Below are 17,765 nucleotides of genomic sequence, written 5' to 3' on the forward strand. Positions count from 1 at the left end.
TTAAATTTAAAACAATATATCCCGATATTCCCCAAATCACACTTATTTACGATTAAGGAAAGCTTACCCGTTAAAAAAAGAAGGATATTTAAATAGTTTGATCTGTTGAGAGGCTACAAAATTTTCAAAAACAGCCGGAGTTTGATTTATCTCTCCGCGTTTCAAAGCATTCAATAATTGAGATTTATCCTCTGCAAAAAGGACAATCAAAGGTTCCTGGTGAAACAGTTGAATATAGTTCATTAATAACAAACCAATTTCCAAATTACCCGCCCCAAAAGGTTTGATATGTGCAAATTCATACATAAAATCGGCAGCCAAATGTAAGGTTTGAATACCATTGATTTTATTTATCCGGACATTTATATCTTTGCATAAAGCTTGCAATTGTTCCGGAATTTTACGGAAATCCGATAACGGATAAATTTCATCATAATCTTCCCCCAGGCGAAAATCTCCCAAAGAGGTATCATAACTACCGATTGTGGTATTGGTTTCTCCACCGGTATGTTTCATTACTTTTGCCGCTGTGGTTTGTACAAAAGGTAAATCCAGTTCTTTTTTTATTCCGGCGTTCTGGCATACATAAAGATAAGCCTGCCATAAATCATAAGCTTTCGTCCCTAATTTACCCAACGGACGCCTGCCCGTATTGGTAATATCAATAAAAGCCTGTTTTTGTATAGCAGTATCGGTGAGTTTTAAAACTTCATATAGAAATAACAGCATCTCCCGATTTCTATAAAAATCAGCGTTTATTTCCCGTTTACGCATATAGGAAGCCCTTAAGTCACTTAACTCCTGCCACATTGCTTTTTTCTGTCTCTTACGCCACTTTTCTTTCTAAAGATTTATAAAAAAACTTAATCCTCGAAAGAAGTTAAATCAGGAGCACTAAAAAACCGATTTTCAGTTTTCAATTTTCTTCGGACTCAATTTTACCAAAATTTATCTTATTTTTAGGACAATCAAATGGCTCTTTTTATTACTTTTTTTGTTATTATTGCATAGGATAAGTTGTACGTTAACCGTATTCAAAAAATAAATACTGAATTCAGCATTTTATCCGGGTAATAGCTAAACAGTACAATATGGAAAAAATAATCATTACTATCGGCAGGCAATTCGGAAGTGGTGGCCGGGAAATAGGAAAAAAATTAGCCGATAAATTCGGAATTTCCTATTATGACAAAGAGTTACTACAATTAGCTGCCAAAGAAAGCGGCTTATGCTCTGAACTATTTGAAAAAGCAGATGAAAAAACATCCGGAAGTTTTTTACAGGCTTTAGCGATGGGGTTTTCTATGAATGGGGCAATTTATCAACCCAATGACTATTTTACAGACGCTACTCTCTTTCAGGTCCAGTCGGACGTTATCCGGAAATTAGGTACTGAAAAATCTTGTGTTATTGTCGGTAGATGCGCAGATTATATTTTACAGGAAGAAAAAAATTGTACGAATATTTTTATACATTCCTGCCTCCCGGACCGGATACAACGGATTCAGAATTCCATGTCGATAACTGAAAAAGAAGCTCTGGACCTTATCCGGAAAACAGATAAAACAAGGGCCAGTTACTATAATTACTATACAGACAAAACCTGGGGAGCTGCAATGTCCTATCATCTGTGTATCGACTCTTCTATTTTAGGTGCAGCTCAAACCGTAGAAATAATTCATGCTTTTATTTGTAAAAGATTAAATTTATAAATCAAACAACTGCTATTTTTCATAACGTTTTTTATTTTCTCTTTTGGAGCGGGGGACAGAAAGGTAATTTTCTTTTGACAATACATTTTTACCGGTCCGTTCTTCCAGTTCTTTGCGGGCATTCCGGGCGATTTTTCCACCGTATTCTGCAGGAGCAACATTCGCTTCATACCCTTTGCTTTCTTCGTATTCGGCAATCTGACGTACGGACATTTCAGCCAAAGCCATAAAAATCAATTCTGCCTCTGTCATATGATCCCGTAAATTCTGGCTTTTTAACCCCTTCAGGTTTTTATGTTCCTGAACCGTCATATTACTCCAGGCTTCATGTACAATATTTGTCAACATCCGATATTCTTCTCCCTCCGTTATTCCGTGAGTTCCCCAATATTCTGTCAGCCGCTGCCGGGTTTCCTGACTCATCATACGTTGTAAAATCCACTTCTCATCCCGTCCCATCTTTCGCCAATTTTCCAAAGCCCGGTCTACTGCTCTTTCCGGATCTTTTATCTCCCGAATTCTTTCCTGACCTGTCATGGCTAACCACATCCGGAAAGGTTCTGCTTTTGAAGACGGGATTTCCTGTATCCAGCTGAAAACCGTTTCCATATCAGCCATATCGGTATACCTTTGCCGGCCATCTCCGGAAAGAATTTTTATACGACGGATTTTCTCCAGAAACGGCTTTCCCTTTTTCTTCCATCTTCTTTTGATATTTCTCCAATACCCTTTCGGATCCGATGTATCAACTAGTTTCCCGGCAATATCTACCAAAGCAAAATATCGTTTCCCTTCTTCCTCTTCCCAGAAAGAACGAATTTCTTTCTCAAAAAACTCTACAATATAATTTTCTGTCTTTCCTTTCATCAGCTTTATATCTTCTATAAATAAGAAAACGATAGGCAATTCCTTCCTACCGTTTCTTTTTAATCCTTCAATATAATTTTAAAATTTTCTTTAAAAATACCTGTTCTATTCTGCATTATACCCTTTCATTCTCAATCGACAACTTTTCCGGTAGCATCAATATTAACTTTTTTATCTTTAGTTCCTTCATTCATCTTTACCTGGTAATAAGAATGATCTGCTGTTTCATAAAATGTTATACCATCTATCGTATAATTTTTATAGTCTGCCCCTCTTAAAGTAGTCATTACAGCAGAAGGAACATCGGCTTTGTCTACCTTCCAGGAAGTAGATACCCAATTATCATTATCAAAAACCAATTCTTTTACACGTCCGTTATCCATGATATCCACATATTTCTTTCCTCCTTTTTTCGCTGTCTCTATAACAGATGCATCCGGATATTTACGCATAACATTATCTCTTATTGCCGGTGCCAGAGGCATATAGTCATTATCATGTCCCCGGTCTTTCCCATTCACCGTTTTAACCAGCATCCCATTGGCGACAAAATAAAGATCTACATCCTGCCCTTCTTTTTCTACTTCAATGACATAAACGGGCTGCATTCCATAGCGCTCGATTTTGTCAATATCGTCCTTTTTCCAACCACTATACATACTTTTCTCAAAAGTATTCCGGATAGCAACAGGCAAACCGCTGTATTTTAAATTACTTTCCGTCATCATCCATTTACCGTCCTTATCAAACCAGGCTTTGGATTCCACTCCATTTTCATAATATTCTGCCACCTGATAATCGTGTTTTTGCTCCCACTCTATTTTTGTTGCTTTCGGATATTTGGTATTCATAGCCGAAATAATTCTTGCATCGGGCCTATACTGCTTTTTGTTATTACATCCGGTCATCAGCAAGCCCACAATCCCGAATAACATAAAGATAATTACCTTGGTTTTCATCACATTTTAATTTTATTGTTTTACCTATTTCTATTTTGTCAATTATACGGTTTGAATTTTGCAATGTTCCATCAAAGAAGAAAAGGAAGTCTCAGATTTCCAATCTTAAAAATTCATTTGCAATTATTGAGGGTAAATCTGGTTTTCAAATCCCAATGTTTGTTGTAACTCTATAAAATTTATTGTATTATTGCCCGTCAGAGATGCAGAAAACAATATGTAAAATGCGAAGAAAAATTATTGAGCCCGGAATACTTCTTTTGTGTATCCTCCTCATCCAAATCATAAGATATTTTCCGAATGCCGGTGAATTTTATGCACAATATATTTATCCCGGTATTGCTTCTACACTTTCAGCTTTTTCTTCTCTATTCCCTTTTTCCGTCGGAGATTGTTTTATTGTATTAGCTGCTTTAAGCATCCTGTTCTCCCTTTTCAGACTATTGTTCAAAAAAGATAACCGCAAAAAACGATTGGGACATATCGGGTTGTTTCTAGGATGGATTTATGTTTGGTTTTATTTTGCCTGGGGACTTAACTATTTCCGGGAAAATTTTTACGTTCGCAGCAATATTTCTCCCACAGCTTATACCGCTGAAGATTTCAAGGTCTTTTTGACCGATTACATTACCCGGTTAAATGCCGGATATGAACCGGTTCAATCTCTTTCCCCCCAACTTGTTGAAGAGGAAATACAGAAAGGATATAGGCACTGGAAAGATACCTTTAAACTAGCCAATCCTCCCTCGGTTTTAATACCCAAAAACATGCTATTCAGTTCTTTGTTTTCAAAAGTAGGGGTATCCGGCTATATGGGTCCTTTTTTTACGGAATTCAATTTAAACCGGGAATTACGGGCAGAGGAATACCCTTCGGTATTTGCTCACGAAGCGGCACACCGGTTGGGAGTATCCAGTGAAGCCGAAGCCAATTTTTATGCCTGGCTAATATGCACCCATGCTGAAAATTCCCAAATCCGGCAAAGCGGCAATTTCATGATTTTAGGTTATATTTTAGGAAATGCTTCCCGCCTGCTTCCCAAAACAGAATTTGAGCATTTTCTTACCTCTATCCGTCCTGAAATCCGGGAACAATACAAATCCCAACGGGAATACTGGCAACAAAAATATAGTCCGGGCATAGGCAAAATACAAGATTATATTTACAACCTCTTTCTGAAAAGTAACCGGATTCCTTCCGGACGGAAAAATTATTCAGAAGTAGTGGGGTATATCCTATCCTGGCAAAAACATTCTGCTTTAAACACCCCGGTTAGCTCCTCCAAAGCTGCCGCTAAAGAAAACATATCAGGAAATAAAATATTGGCCCCGGCTTCCTGAAGCTTTTGAGGAGGAATAGGTCCTGTATTTACTGCCACAGTAAAAATTTTAGCAGCAACTGCTGCCTGTACGCCCATCGGAGCATTTTCTATTACAATTGCTTCATCTGCTTTCACTCCTGCTTTTGCCAATCCCATCCGATAAGGTTCAGGGGAAGGCTTTCCCTGCTTTACATCAGCAGCCGTAACCCGATAGGCAGGAAGGAACATGCCCGGGAACTCTCGCTCTAAACGTTCTAACAGTGAACGTTGCGCTGAGCCTGTCACTAATACCGCCCTCAATCCATATTCTTTTATTTTAGCTAATACTTCTTTTATTCCCGGCATAATCTCTACCGGAGGCATCTCGTTAAAAAAACGGCTTTTTTCCCGATAAATTTGTTCTACTTCTTCTTCACTCGCCTGTCTTCCGTATAGGCGTTGAAAAAATTGATTAACCGTCCCCTTCCCGGTACACCCTTCGTACAAATAAAATTCTTTTCTTTCAGCCGTAATTCCCTTTAGCTCCATCGCTTTCTGCCAAGCCAGTGTATGGTTTTTCATGGAATCGAATAAGACTCCATCCATGTCGAACAAAACCGCTTTTAACTGAATCCGACGGTAATCGTTCGAAACTAAAAATTGCTGTACAATTTTACTTAAATCCATTTTTGCATTATTACTGTATTGACTGACTTTCCAGGAATTAAACGGAAACTTTTTACTCTCCGTTACGGCTCAACTGTAAACAAGAAAATAACAGCAATACAAATTTAAACATCTTTAAAAATCAAACAGTAAAACGAATATTTAATTACATCTTTACAAAAAATGAATTATCGAAAACAAAAAAATAAGAACATTTCCGAAAAATATTTCAGTAAGACGGAACTCTTCGTTTCAATGCAAAGCATGCAAAAATATTTTAAATTTTCGAAATAAGTATTATATTCTTACGTGAAACTGCTTTTCCACTTTCCCAAAACAGATTTTATTATAACATAAACAGCTTATAATCATAAAAATAACAATTTCAAAACCGAAAATTTAACAGCAATAAGTAAGATTGATAACAAAAAGTAACTATGAAAACACTATCAAAAATCACATTTATCTGTCTTTGTTCCATACTATCTTTTTCTTCCTGTAAACGGGGAATAAATCTGGAAGCTATTCAGAATATGGAAAACGGAAGTGCTAAAGATTCAGCTTTACTCTATTACTACTATGGTCTGAAACCGGGTTATCTGCTCGTAGCAACCAACAGTTTTTATATCAACACTCAACCGAAATCCCAATTCAGCGGGAAAAAGGAGCAAATTGTTTATAAAGGAATCAAGGATTTTGAAATGGCTGTTGACGATTACAGGGGAGCCAGGGTCAGGGCTGGGGATACCTTACAGATAATGGGCGGATTCAAAAATGAAGTCATGAAAAATGGAAAAGAACGTGACTTTATACAAGTCCGGCTTATCAAAAACGGGAAAAAAGTGGCAGATGGCTGGAACTGGTTTCACATTAGTCAAATGGCATTACCCTACACCACTTGGACAAGCATTTTTTCAAGTAACGCTACGGAACGGATGGAGAATATTCTGACAATAATTACGCTTGGACTGGGCGTTATTGCATTATATCTTTTATGGAAATTGATTTATTGGATTATCGTAAAAAAGATTAGAAAGGGTTTTTGTTTCTGGCAATATCCGAAAGCTTTTACCATTCCGCTATATTACCTCGCTTCTGTACTGGTCGGATTAATGTATTTTTTCATTGATTTTAATGAACCGCTCACTTATGCATTGCGATTCAATCCGGACTTCTTCGCCCATTGGTCTGAATATCCGCTATTATTGAAAATGTTACCGTTCGTTTTGGGATTATGGTTTATTACAGCGATTGCAATGCTGATTGAAGTGATTGCAAAATACAGAACCCTTTGGTTACTCATTTATTATCCGGGAAAAATAGCGGTAGGGGTTCTGATTGTGTCGGCTGTAATAATGGCAAGCTGGCTGATATATATTATTCTGCCATCCGTAATTGCAATGGTTGCTGTCATGATGTTGGGAAAAGTTGACGACTCGGTAGGAGGCGCTCTTTCCGGTAAAGGGAAAAAAAGAATCGTGGGATACAATGACGGACGGGCTGTATACGAAGGCTCCGGTATGGAAATCAAAAAACATGGTCTAAGCAGCTAATGACAAACCTGAAACAGGATCAGAATTCGTTCTGACTTACGAAAAAACACTGAAAGCCGGAAAAAAGAATACTCAGCATTCGCTGATCAATGAAACTAAAATTCCGTACTTATCTAGTAAGAGGAATCCAAAATTCATCGGTCAGCGAATTAGAAAGTCATACGAATCCGGCTCCAAACACCGGAACCGGAAAGAGAGGTATCTTTCCGGATGGATACCGGCTTTCAGCTTTTCTTAGCGAGCCCTAAGACGCTTATTAAGTAAAAAACTTACAGAATTTCTCTCGCGATCCAGGCACAAGCCTCAGCATCTGCTAAAGCATGGTGATGGTTCAACAAATCGTAACCGCAGCTGGCAGCAACTGTCTGAAGCTGATAATTCACAAGTCCTTTTATTTTTTTCCGGGCAAGCCGATACGTACAAAAAAATGTATAACCGGGATAAGACATTTCAAAAAGGGCATGTACAGCTTTGAGACATCCTTCGTCAAAAATACTATTATGAGCCACCAAAGGCATTCCTTTGATCATAGGGACAATTTCTCTCCATACAGTAGGAAATTCCGGAGCATCTTCCGTATCTGCCCGGGTTAAACCATGAATCAGTGTATTCCGGCGAGAATAAAAATCAGGCCGGGGATGGATTAAACTATAAAACTTATCCACTATCTCTCTTCCTTCCACGACTACGACTCCCACCGCACAAACACTGGTACTCTGCCAGTTAGCCGTCTCAAAATCAATCGCCGCAAATTTATCCATTTTTAAGATGATTTATTTTCTTTAATTGGCAATGTAAACCAAAAAGTAGTGCCTTTTCCCAAAGCTGAAATCAGTCCTATCTGTCCTCCCAAATTTTTTACAATGCTTTCACAAAGCGGAAGTCCCAAACCGGAACCTTGAGCAAAGGTATTGATTTTTACAAAACGACGGAAAATATTTTCCTGTTCTTTCTCCTCTATACCGCATCCTGTATCTGTAACATAAAAATAGTAACAGTCTTCCTTACGCCTGTAGCCTAAAGTGATACTCCCCTTTTCTGTAAATTTCAAGGCATTAGAAAGCAGATGTAATAAAATTTGCCGGAGCCTTGACGCATCTGTATAAAAAATGCCATCCTCTTCTTTTTCCGGCCAATATATTTTTAAAGACTTTTGCTTTGCCTCTTTTTCGATACAACTTATTACTTGCCGGTACACCTCATTGAGGTCCGTATCCGAAACGATAAACTTCCCTCTCCCTGCATCAATTTTGGACAAATCTAAAATATCAGTAATCAATCCCATCAGTGTCTCACTGTTCCGGCGGACAATATTCCCCAGTTCTATACGATCGGCTTCTTCTTCATTATTGACCAATAAACTACAAAAACCGACAATTGCATTCAAAGGAGTCCGGATTTCATGACTGATGTTAGCTAAAAATTCTTCCTTTTCCCGGTTAGCTTCCTCGGCCCTATCCTTCGCTTCCATTAACTCAATCTCCGTCTCTTTTTGCTGATCTACATTAAAATTTAATTCCACAAGCATCGTTTTCTTGTCCTGTGGATTATGTTCATAACAAAAAAAGAACTGTCGGATCCAGTGTACTTTCCCATCAGCAGAAATCACCTGAACATCTCCCAAACAATCCGTAGAAATACCCTTCTGAATCTGCCGGCGGCTACCAATCAGAAATTCCCTCCCTTCCGGAAAGACATTGTGGTAGTCCGGAGCAATCCTGTCTTTTACCGGTTCATTGAGATTTTTATACCAGGCCCGGCTTGCAAATCCTTTACCACTCTCCGGGTCATAACAGGCAATTCCTACCTCGGTAAAATCCGATGCAAAATGAAACAAATTTTCAAAACGTTCTCTTTCTTCCCTCTCTTTGGCCTCCAAGGTTTTATTTGCAATGATTGCAATATAACAGGAGGACTTATAATTTATACCGATTAAAGGTTTTACAATCAATTCAAAAACAGTATTATTTTCAAAGTCCTGCAGGGACAAACTTTTCAGTAAATTCGCAGAAATCTCACAACTTACGGTCTTACCGTCTTGCAAATGCTTTTTTTGAGTTTCATCCAGGAAATTATACTGAAAAATATGAGCCGGCAAAATATGCTGGAAGGAAGTTTTCAAAGAAGAATGCTGACCGTCCACAAGTCTTCCGAGCTTACAGCCTTCTCTGTCGTACAAAGCAAAATCTATCGGCAGATGAGCATATATCAATTGTAGTTCATCATACAACTGCTTATACTCCATAAAAGAATGTCTCAATTGCCTTAAATGACGATGACGGCGAACGATCAGAATGGTCATACCGCTAATCAAAGCCAGTAAAATAGCGCTTAAAACAATTCTTTTTTCATTTTTTTCATAAAAAGTGAGAGGAATATTCTCCCTTACGACATTTTTTAAAAAATGGGTTCTGGAATCTAATCCGTATTTTAATACAGCAGTCTGGTTTAAATGATAACTTCCGCCTTTTATATATTGCAATGGAATATCTCTCACAGATTCTCCGGCCAAAATCCGTTCCAGAATAACAAGTGTCTGATCAGTATATTCTTCAGGCGAATAATAATATCCCCCTACAATCCGGGTATTTTTCCAGTTCCGGTAAGTTAACGAAAATACCGGAACCTTGCTATTCCGGAATAACGAATCAATCTGCAAATAAGTATAACGGCTATAACGGCTTCCCAGATCCCAGGCATAAGTCAGGTAAACTTCCCCTTTTTTTGCCGCCAGCATTTCCTCAAAAACCGTATCAATGTTCATCCAATTATTGTACTTTACAGAAAAACGGATATCCGGATCAAAATTGGCCATCTCTTTTTCCAGCTGATGGGCTATATACTCTGTAGCGTAATACCGTTCGTCGATGAAGGTAATATGTTTCACCTCCGGTAGTAAAGTTTTGATTAATTCCAGATTTTTCCGTAGGGGTAAAGTTTGTATCGTCCCCGTCATATTTACTTCATAACGTTCTAAATCCAAGCCAGATACCCAATAATTTGAAGCGGGAGTCGGTATTAAAGCGTTAAATGTCCCTTTGCTTTGTGGATAATACAATGTATTATTTATAGAATCGTTCACTCCGCATAATATAACGGGTATGTCTCTCCAACTTTCCAATACTTTGGCCAGCGAACGATACATAGCCCACATTTCATCCCCAATAAAAACTAAAGCCTTGGGTTTATGAATTTCATTCGTTTTAAAAACACTTTCTAAACTTAAATCAAACAATGCTCTGGAAGATTCAACATTGTTTTCGCCAGCTGACTGGAAAATAGCCCGGGCCTTTGCCAATAATCCGTTTCGGGTATATGTATTGTTTGCACTTAAAAAATCGACATAAACTAATGCATCCGGATATTCCGATTTTAAACGGGCCACCATTTTATTTCCAGTCAAAGTTGCCCAGGTAATTTCTTCACTATAAGAGCTAATGATCAGTATATATTTCTGTTCTACCTCTGTGGCCTGTTTGTTTTGTGCAAACCCCAGATTAAAAAGTAATAATAGAAAAAAAAGAGAGCCGTATTTCATACAAAAAAATATACTTTATTTTTCTCAAACAATATCTATTACGATAAATGATCTCTTATCTGCTCTTTTCCGAAGCAGTAGTTACTTCCACAATTTCCACCGGAAAACGGCACCAGAAAGTTGCTCCTTTTCCTTCTTCAGAATCCACTCCGATTTCCCCTTTTAAATGATGCACAATTGAGCGGGCAATAGAAAGTCCTAACCCATAACCGGTAACATGGGTTGACAAACTTACAAAACGGTCGAATATTTCAGTCTGACGGGCTTTAGGTATGCCGATACCCGTATCTGCTACATATATATACAATTGTTTATCTTGCAAACGGTATCCTATACGAATTTCTCCTTCCAAAGTAAATTTAAGGGCATTCGAAACAAAATTAGTTATAACCTGTTTTAAACGAATCCGGTCGGTAGTAATAAAACAATATTCCTGCTTTTCCTGAAAGAGTACATTTACATTTTTCGGGTTTGCTTTTAAACGCGTCTCTGCAACAATATTTTCCAATAAATCATTCAGGTCTGTCTCGGTAAAAGAAAAATCGATCGTACCCGCCTCAATTTTTGACAAATCGATAACATCCCCAATTAAACGGAGCAATGTAGCTGTATTATCTTCAATAAGGGCAGCAAATTGTTGTTTTTCCTCCCGATCCGTACTATTCACTAATAAATCGGCAAATCCGGTGATTGCATTCAAAGGCGTACGAATTTCATGCCCCATATTCGCCACAAAAGCACTTTTCAATTGATCGGACTCTTTTATTTTCCGCAATGCCTCTGTTAATTCCAGTTCCCGCTGCTTTTGTCTGTCAATATTCGAACTCAATTCAGCCACAATAATCCGCCCTTCTTCCGGTGCATATTCTATGACCTGAATCACATAACGTAACCAGGATATTTTGTGATCCGACCGAAGTACCCGGATGATATCAAAATAAAAATCTTTTTCTCCTTTCCGGACTTTTTCGATAAAACCCAGCAATTTATCCCGGTCTTCTCTCCAGACATTTTGATAAATATCGGTAAAATCATTTCTTTTTTCTCTACTGAGATTACGGTACCAGGAATCTGTCGCAAAACCGGAACCATCTAATAAATTATATTCCGCTACACCCAAAAACGCTGCTCCCATTGCAAATTCAAATACATTCCATATCTTTTCCTTTTTCGTCCTCTCTTTAAAAATATTTGTAGCATCTATCAATATCAGAAGAATACGGTAAGTATTACTTTCTTTTTCTTCTATATACCGGATAATCATTCGGAAAAAATAAAATTCTTTTTCGTCCTTTTGCTTTAAGGTAATCGTTTCATCAACAGGAATCCGGTTTTCAATCTTTTGACGAATTTTTTTTTCACACAAAGGAGAATCCAAAAAATTTTCTACACCCAATAATAAAGGATGATTATTTTCCCAGGCAATAACCGCCGGATTTTTTCGTAACAATTTCCCTTTAGCATCCAATAAAAACAATCCGACAGGCATATTTTCATAGATAATACTGAACTCTGCATATAATTTTTTATACTGTTCATAAGCCAACCATAACTCCTTACGGTTACTTCTATCCCGCATATAAATAAAAAAAACGATCAATCCTATACAAATACAGAGCAAACCGATTAAAATATACCGTTGATATTTTTTGAAAAATCCGGGAGGTATATTGTAATAAACGATCCGATCGGAAGGTAATAAATGAGGAGATAAACCAAAATGACGAACAGCCTTTTCATTCAGATGTATGCTCATTTCCCCGAATGAAGTAAAGGGGATAGATCCGGCATCTTCTCCTTTGAGAATCCAGGAAATACGATCTACTACTTCTTCTGTATAGGCATCCTGATCAAGAAAACAGCCTCCGACTATCACGTCATTCAGCGCATGAACTTCCTTTAATGTAAAAATCGGAACCGGAAATTTGCGACTAAATAAAGAAGCAAAAGATACATTTTCCTGCTGAGCATTTACCCATTTTGTATACCAATCTTTACACAAAACAACAGTATGCGGAGGTAAATGATTGAAAATTCGGGTCAGTGTATCTGTATTTACGATATTGTCTTTATAGACTTTCAATTCCAGTTCCGGGTAAAGCCGGCATAATGTCTGTTGAACTTCTTTTACCGTATATTCATCAGAATATATATTTCCGGAAATAAATATCAGCTCCCGGGTATCCGGAAATAATTTCTGTATCAAGGCTAAAGTGGGTTTTACATTTCCTTCTTCCCATATACCCGTCACCTTAATTTCGCCGCGGGAAGAATCCAACGGTATAAGCTGAGAATCCTTTACAGAATGTTCTTCAAAGAAAACAGCGTAATCTTTTAAGATTTCTTTTTGCACATTACAAAGGACGACCGGCACCTTTCTCCAGGCTCCCAATCTCATCTTCCGGTAAGTCATCCACCCTTCGTCTCCAATAAAAACGATAACTGCCGGACGAATACGATTTTGCAGAAAAATTCCTTGCATTGCATAACGACTGGCAATCATAGAATTACGTTTATTTGTTGCTACATAATCTACTTTTACAGCCTTGTCAGGAAATAGCTGATTCAAACGCTGACGTATTTTTCGGGCAAATGTATACTCCCACATATCGTCATCGCTATGAGAATTCACAATAAGAATATAATTATCTTTATACCGGCTTAATTCCGCTGTTGTTTGTCCCGCTGAAACTTTACAAAGAACCGGGAAAAACAAAAAAAGAATCAATACCCTATACATAGAGTTCACTTTTTGTTTATTTAGTGTAGAATGTAAAAGTAAGAATTTAAAATAATTTTACAAATCCAGTTTCTCCTTTATTAAAATCCGTCTAACGGAAAAATTACGGTAGGAATAAGTAAAATAAATCCCAATAGAATAAATACAATCAGAAAACGGAAAAACCACTTCACCCATATTTCATAAGGGACTCTGGCTATTCCCAAAGCTCCTATCAATACAGCGGAAGTCGGTGTAATCATATTCGTAAATCCATCTCCAAATTGAAAGGCCATCACTGTTGCCTGACGGGAGATACCGATGACATCTGAAAAGGGAGCCATAATGGGCATCGTCAGGGCCGCCTTTGCCGAACCGGAAGGAATAACAATATTTATTAAGGTCTGAATCACATACATCCCTCCGATTGCTATTACTTTTCCGGCATCATTCATCAAAGTTGCCAATCCGTGTAAAAGAGGATCTATAATCCTTCCATCCTGAAGAATCTGGATAATTCCTCCGGCTAATCCAACGACAATCGCCGCAGACAAAATATCTTTTGCCCCGTCTAAAAAAGACTGAATTAACTCATTCGCCCCTTTTCCCATAGCAAAACCCGACATAATTCCCATTGCCAGGAATAAAGCAGATATTTCCGTCAAATACCAGCCATATCCCATCACTCCTGTAACCAAAAAAACGATTGTGAAACCCAGTATCGTCAAGACGAAAAAATGAAAAGATTTACGCAAACTGAACCAACCGAAAAAAGCATACAAAACCGTCAAAACCGGTACAGCATAAATAGCGACCGACGATTCCCCCAGATGTAAGGTAGTTACCGGATAATATACAGAAAATAACCCCAGCGCACCTAAAATCAAAAAATATACTATACGGGAAGAAAAAGGCGTCGTATAAATGACCTTCTCTCCTTCTTCAATACTCCTGTTTCTCCAATAATTATCGGCTTCATACATACACGAACAAGCCGGATTCCGTTTAACCCGGCCGGCATAAATCAAAACACCTATAATCAATACAGTGGTCAATATCCCCCAACACAACAACCGATAAGTAAAACCTGAAAACAATGGTAAATCGGATAATCCCTGCGCAATTCCAATGGTGAAAGGATTGAGGACAGCCCCGGAAAAACCGACGTGAGCCGCTACATAAACCATACAAAGTCCCGTAATAGAATCATATCCCATTCGGATAGCTAAAGGTACAATAATGACAATAAAAGCCAGAGTCTCCTCACTCATACCAAATACGGAGCCAAAAAGACTGAACAAAATAATAATCAAAGAAATAACGATATTGTTTACCCCTATATATTTCATAAAACGATACCGTTCAAGCCCTTGGGTAAAACGCAAAAAAGAAAGGATTCCGACATCTACAGCCTTCCCACTATTCAATATTTGAAAGGCTCCCCCGATAATCAACAAAAAAGCAATAATTCCGGATTGTTTTTCAAAGCCTTCCATTAAAGAACCAAAGACCTGCCAAGTTTGCGGAGACTGCTCCACCCGGTGAAAAGAATTATCCACGATAACAGTCCGTTTCACTCCTTTTACTTCTATTATCTGCCGTTCGTATTCTCCAGCCGGAATGACCCAGGAAAGGACCGCACAAATGAGAATAAGCACGGCTATAATCGTATAAGTATGTGGAATTTTTTTCAGTAGAATCATACACGCATCAATTAAATGAGCCTGCAAGATATTAAAAAAAGCCAAAAGAACAGAAAATGTTTCCTGATGTACTTTTTCAAAATCGTTCAAATTCTATACACATACCCAATAATTGGTTTTAAGATTAACAATGTCCAAAAGGAATTTTGTCGTATAGCGAATAATTCGCAAATTTGTATTCCAAACAAAAAAACACTGACAATATGAAAAAAATTAGAGCTGCCGTCGTAGGATATGGTAACATTGGTAAATACGTATTGGATGCACTTCTTGCAGCACCGGATTTTGAAGTGGCCGGAATAGTACGCCGGAACATACAAGAAATACCGGAAGAACTGAAAAATTATGAAGTCGTTTCCGATATCCGTAAACTAAACACTGTAGATGTAGCTATTCTTTGCACTCCCACACGCAGTGTAAAAAGTTATGCTACAGAAATACTAGCACTGGGAATCAATACAGTAGACAGTTTCGATATTCATACCCAAATTCCGGAATTACACCGCTATTTAGATGAAGTCGCCAAAAAATACAATAAAGTATCTGTTATTTCTGCAGGCTGGGATCCGGGAAGCGATTCTGTCGTGCGTGCCTTGTTAGAGGCTTGTGCTCCCAAAGGAATTACTTACACCAATTTCGGACCAGGTATGAGTATGGGACATACCGTAGCCGTAAAAGCAATTGAAGGAGTGAAAGCAGCTTTGTCCATGACAATCCCGACAGGTACCGGCATACACCGGCGCATGGTCTATGTGGAATTAGAAAAGGGACAATCTTTCGAAGAGATCGCTCAAAAAATTAAAACAGATCCTTATTTTGCAAACGATGAAACCCATGTTTTACAAGTAAAATGCGTAGATGCTTTATTGGATATGGGACACGGAGTTAATCTGACACGTAAAGGAGTATCGGGGAAAACCCAAAATCAATTATTCGAATTTGATATGAAAATCAATAACCCGGCTCTCACAGGACAGATTCTGGTATCGGCAGCCAGGGCAGCTTTACGCCAGCAGCCTGGGTGTTATACCTTAATCGAAATGCCTGTCATCGATATGCTTTACGGGGAACGCAGTGAATTAATAAAACATCTGGTATAATCAATTTATCCTGATCCCTCTTGAATAAATGAAGAGGGATTGGGTAAATGCAATTCCGTTTATCTTTATTTTATATATATTTTCTGTTTACTTCCCCTCAATTACTGCAATTATTTTACCGTTACGCATAAAATACCGGATTTACTTTTTCAATAACAAAACCGGATTCTTTACGGAACATTTTTATTATCAGGGAAACTTTCGTACTTTCGCAAGGCTGGAATTACAATGCTATCCGGAAATTTTTATTCAAAAACGGTCTATACCAACTTATGGAAGCTAAATTAAAAGAAGAGGTCTTTCAGGCAACTGAGGTCCTCAAACGAGGAGGGATCATCCTGTACCCTACGGATACGATTTGGGGTATCGGCTGTGATGCCACCGATGCAAAAGCAGTACAACGAATCTATAAACTAAAGCAGAGAGAAGACAATAAATCCATGCTCGTTTTACTGGACGACGCCGGGAAAATCGCTTCTTATGCAGATGTACCGGAAATTGCACTGCAGCTTATTGAAGTAAGTAATAAACCGACCACCATCATTTATCCGAATGCCCGGAATTTAGCTGCAAATCTGATAAATACGGATCAAACCATCGGGATCCGGATCACTGAAGAGCCATTTAGCAAAGCTCTGCTTTTCCGGTTCCGGAAACCCATCGTTTCTACTTCAGCCAATATAAGCGGGCAGCCCTCCCCCAGTTGTTTTTCCGATATTAGTGAAGAAATTAAAAATGCCGTAGATTACGTAGTGGATTTCCGCCAAACGGAAACCAGGCCTTGTAGTCCTTCCAGCATTATTAAACTGGAAATGGACGGAAGTATTCAAATTCTTCGAAAATAAACGCAGAATTTTACAATAAAAATAATTCATCTTTACCTCACTTTCGAACAATTATGGCTCTGATTCTCAATATAGAAACCGCAACATCCGTTTGCTCCGTAGCACTAGCTAAAGAGGGAAAAATTCTGGGAATAAAAGAAAATTCAGAAGGTTTAAACCACTCTCTTTTGCTGGGAACATTTATACAGGAACTTTTACAGGAGTGCGCTTTAGAAGCACAAGCCCTGGATGCTGTCGCTGTAAGTATGGGACCCGGTTCTTATACCGGTTTGCGGATAGGAGTGTCTATGGCCAAAGGACTTTGTTTCGGTGCCTCCAAGCCTCTTATTGCGATTAATACACTTCAGGCATTAGCCCGTTCCGTTTCCGGGCAAATTAAAGAAGAAGCCTGGTACTGTCCGATGATTGATGCCCGAAGGATGGAAGTATATACAGCTTTTTTTGACTCAGAAAACCGGACGATGGTAGATACAAAAGCTGAAATCATTGATGAACATTCCTTTTCCGCTATTTTAGCAGCCCATAAAGTTTACTTCTTCGGAGACGGAAGTGAAAAAATAAAAAATACGTTGATTTCTCCTAACGCCTGTTATTTAAATAACCGAGTTGCCTCCGCTGTACATCTGGCAGAGATCGCAGAGCAAAAATTCAAAGCACAGGAATTTGAAAGTGTTGCTTATTTCGAACCTTTCTATCTTAAAGATTTTATCGCTACTACTCCGAAACATAAAATTGTTTAAAAATACCTGCACGGGAAAACATGCTTTTAATTCCTGAGAAATCCCCCCTGGGAAAACGGAGGG

13 protein-coding genes and 1 pseudogene are annotated in these 17,765 nt (G+C 38.3%); 6 read left to right on the plus strand and 8 right to left on the minus strand.

Features of this window, described 5'->3' with window-relative positions; translation table 11 throughout:
• Positions 1 to 63: 63 nt before the first annotated feature.
• Positions 64 to 810 carry a Fic family protein gene (locus tag Q0465_RS09505; protein WP_298615534.1) on the minus strand — a complete coding sequence of 249 codons (747 nt, stop codon included), beginning with the start codon at positions 808 to 810 and terminating at the stop codon, positions 64 to 66.
• Positions 811 to 1,091: 281 nt separating this feature from the next.
• On the opposite strand from Q0465_RS09505, the gene Q0465_RS09510 reads away from it, so the two are divergent.
• Positions 1,092 to 1,712: an AAA family ATPase gene (locus tag Q0465_RS09510; RefSeq protein WP_298615536.1), complete on the plus strand. Its 621-nt coding sequence runs from the start codon at positions 1,092 to 1,094 to the stop codon at positions 1,710 to 1,712.
• Positions 1,713 to 1,724: 12 nt separating this feature from the next.
• Here Q0465_RS09510 and Q0465_RS09515 read toward each other — a convergent pair whose 3' ends face one another.
• Together Q0465_RS09515 and Q0465_RS09520 are read right to left on the minus strand one after the other, a co-directional pair.
• A complete protein-coding gene (locus Q0465_RS09515; RefSeq protein WP_298615537.1) occupies positions 1,725 to 2,579 on the minus strand; it encodes a BRO family protein in 855 nt (284 codons plus the stop codon).
• Between the two features lie 131 nt (positions 2,580 to 2,710).
• Positions 2,711 to 3,538 carry a PepSY-like domain-containing protein gene (locus Q0465_RS09520; protein WP_298615539.1) on the minus strand — a complete coding sequence of 276 codons (828 nt, stop codon included), beginning with the start codon at positions 3,536 to 3,538 and terminating at the stop codon, positions 2,711 to 2,713.
• Positions 3,539 to 3,762: 224 nt separating this feature from the next.
• Between Q0465_RS09520 and Q0465_RS09525 the strand changes: the two are divergent.
• A pseudogene (locus tag Q0465_RS09525) lies at positions 3,763 to 4,716 on the plus strand (DUF3810 domain-containing protein); the annotation flags it as partial.
• A gap of 32 nt (positions 4,717 to 4,748) precedes the next feature.
• Here Q0465_RS09525 and Q0465_RS09530 read toward each other — a convergent pair.
• Positions 4,749 to 5,525, minus strand: a complete 777-nt coding sequence (locus tag Q0465_RS09530) for an HAD family phosphatase (protein ID WP_298615541.1) — start codon at positions 5,523 to 5,525, stop codon at positions 4,749 to 4,751.
• Positions 5,526 to 5,941: 416 nt separating this feature from the next.
• Here Q0465_RS09530 and Q0465_RS09535 point away from each other — a divergent pair, with 416 nt between their 5' ends.
• A complete protein-coding gene (locus Q0465_RS09535; RefSeq protein ID WP_298615543.1) occupies positions 5,942 to 7,057 on the plus strand; it encodes a hypothetical protein in 1,116 nt (371 codons plus the stop codon).
• Between the two features lie 269 nt (positions 7,058 to 7,326).
• Here the strand turns inward: Q0465_RS09535 and Q0465_RS09540 are convergent, their stop codons facing one another.
• The 4 genes from Q0465_RS09540 to Q0465_RS09555 all read right to left on the minus strand — a co-directional run bounded on the left by Q0465_RS09540 (position 7,327) and on the right by Q0465_RS09555 (position 15,017).
• Positions 7,327 to 7,818, minus strand: coding sequence for an exonuclease domain-containing protein (locus Q0465_RS09540; RefSeq protein WP_298615544.1), 492 nt, complete (start codon positions 7,816 to 7,818; stop codon positions 7,327 to 7,329).
• A 2-nt stretch (positions 7,819 to 7,820) separates the two neighbouring features.
• A complete protein-coding gene (locus tag Q0465_RS09545; RefSeq protein ID WP_298615546.1) occupies positions 7,821 to 10,595 on the minus strand; it encodes an ABC transporter substrate binding protein in 2,775 nt (924 codons plus the stop codon).
• A 55-nt stretch (positions 10,596 to 10,650) separates the two neighbouring features.
• Entirely contained in the window at positions 10,651 to 13,335 is a 2,685-nt protein-coding gene (locus Q0465_RS09550; RefSeq protein WP_298615548.1) for an ATP-binding protein, read from the minus strand.
• Positions 13,336 to 13,415: 80 nt separating this feature from the next.
• Positions 13,416 to 15,017 (minus strand): YfcC family protein, encoded by a 1,602-nt coding sequence (locus Q0465_RS09555; protein ID WP_298615551.1) that lies wholly within the window; start codon positions 15,015 to 15,017, stop codon positions 13,416 to 13,418.
• Positions 15,018 to 15,220: 203 nt separating this feature from the next.
• Here Q0465_RS09555 and Q0465_RS09560 point away from each other — a divergent pair, with 203 nt between their 5' ends.
• From Q0465_RS09560 to tsaB, 3 genes are all read left to right on the plus strand, one after another.
• Entirely contained in the window at positions 15,221 to 16,117 is an 897-nt protein-coding gene (locus Q0465_RS09560; RefSeq protein ID WP_298615553.1) for a diaminopimelate dehydrogenase, read from the plus strand.
• Positions 16,118 to 16,389: 272 nt separating this feature from the next.
• Complete coding sequence (locus Q0465_RS09565; protein WP_298615556.1) at positions 16,390 to 16,962, plus strand: L-threonylcarbamoyladenylate synthase; 573 nt, start codon at positions 16,390 to 16,392, stop codon at positions 16,960 to 16,962.
• A 53-nt stretch (positions 16,963 to 17,015) separates the two neighbouring features.
• Positions 17,016 to 17,702, plus strand: a complete 687-nt coding sequence (gene tsaB / locus Q0465_RS09570) for a tRNA (adenosine(37)-N6)-threonylcarbamoyltransferase complex dimerization subunit type 1 TsaB (protein ID WP_298615559.1) — start codon at positions 17,016 to 17,018, stop codon at positions 17,700 to 17,702.
• The last annotated feature ends 63 nt before the right edge of the window (positions 17,703 to 17,765 follow it).

Origin of the sequence: uncultured Odoribacter sp., from assembly GCF_937966165.1 — a bacterium.
Classification (GTDB): domain Bacteria; phylum Bacteroidota; class Bacteroidia; order Bacteroidales; family Marinifilaceae; genus Culturomica.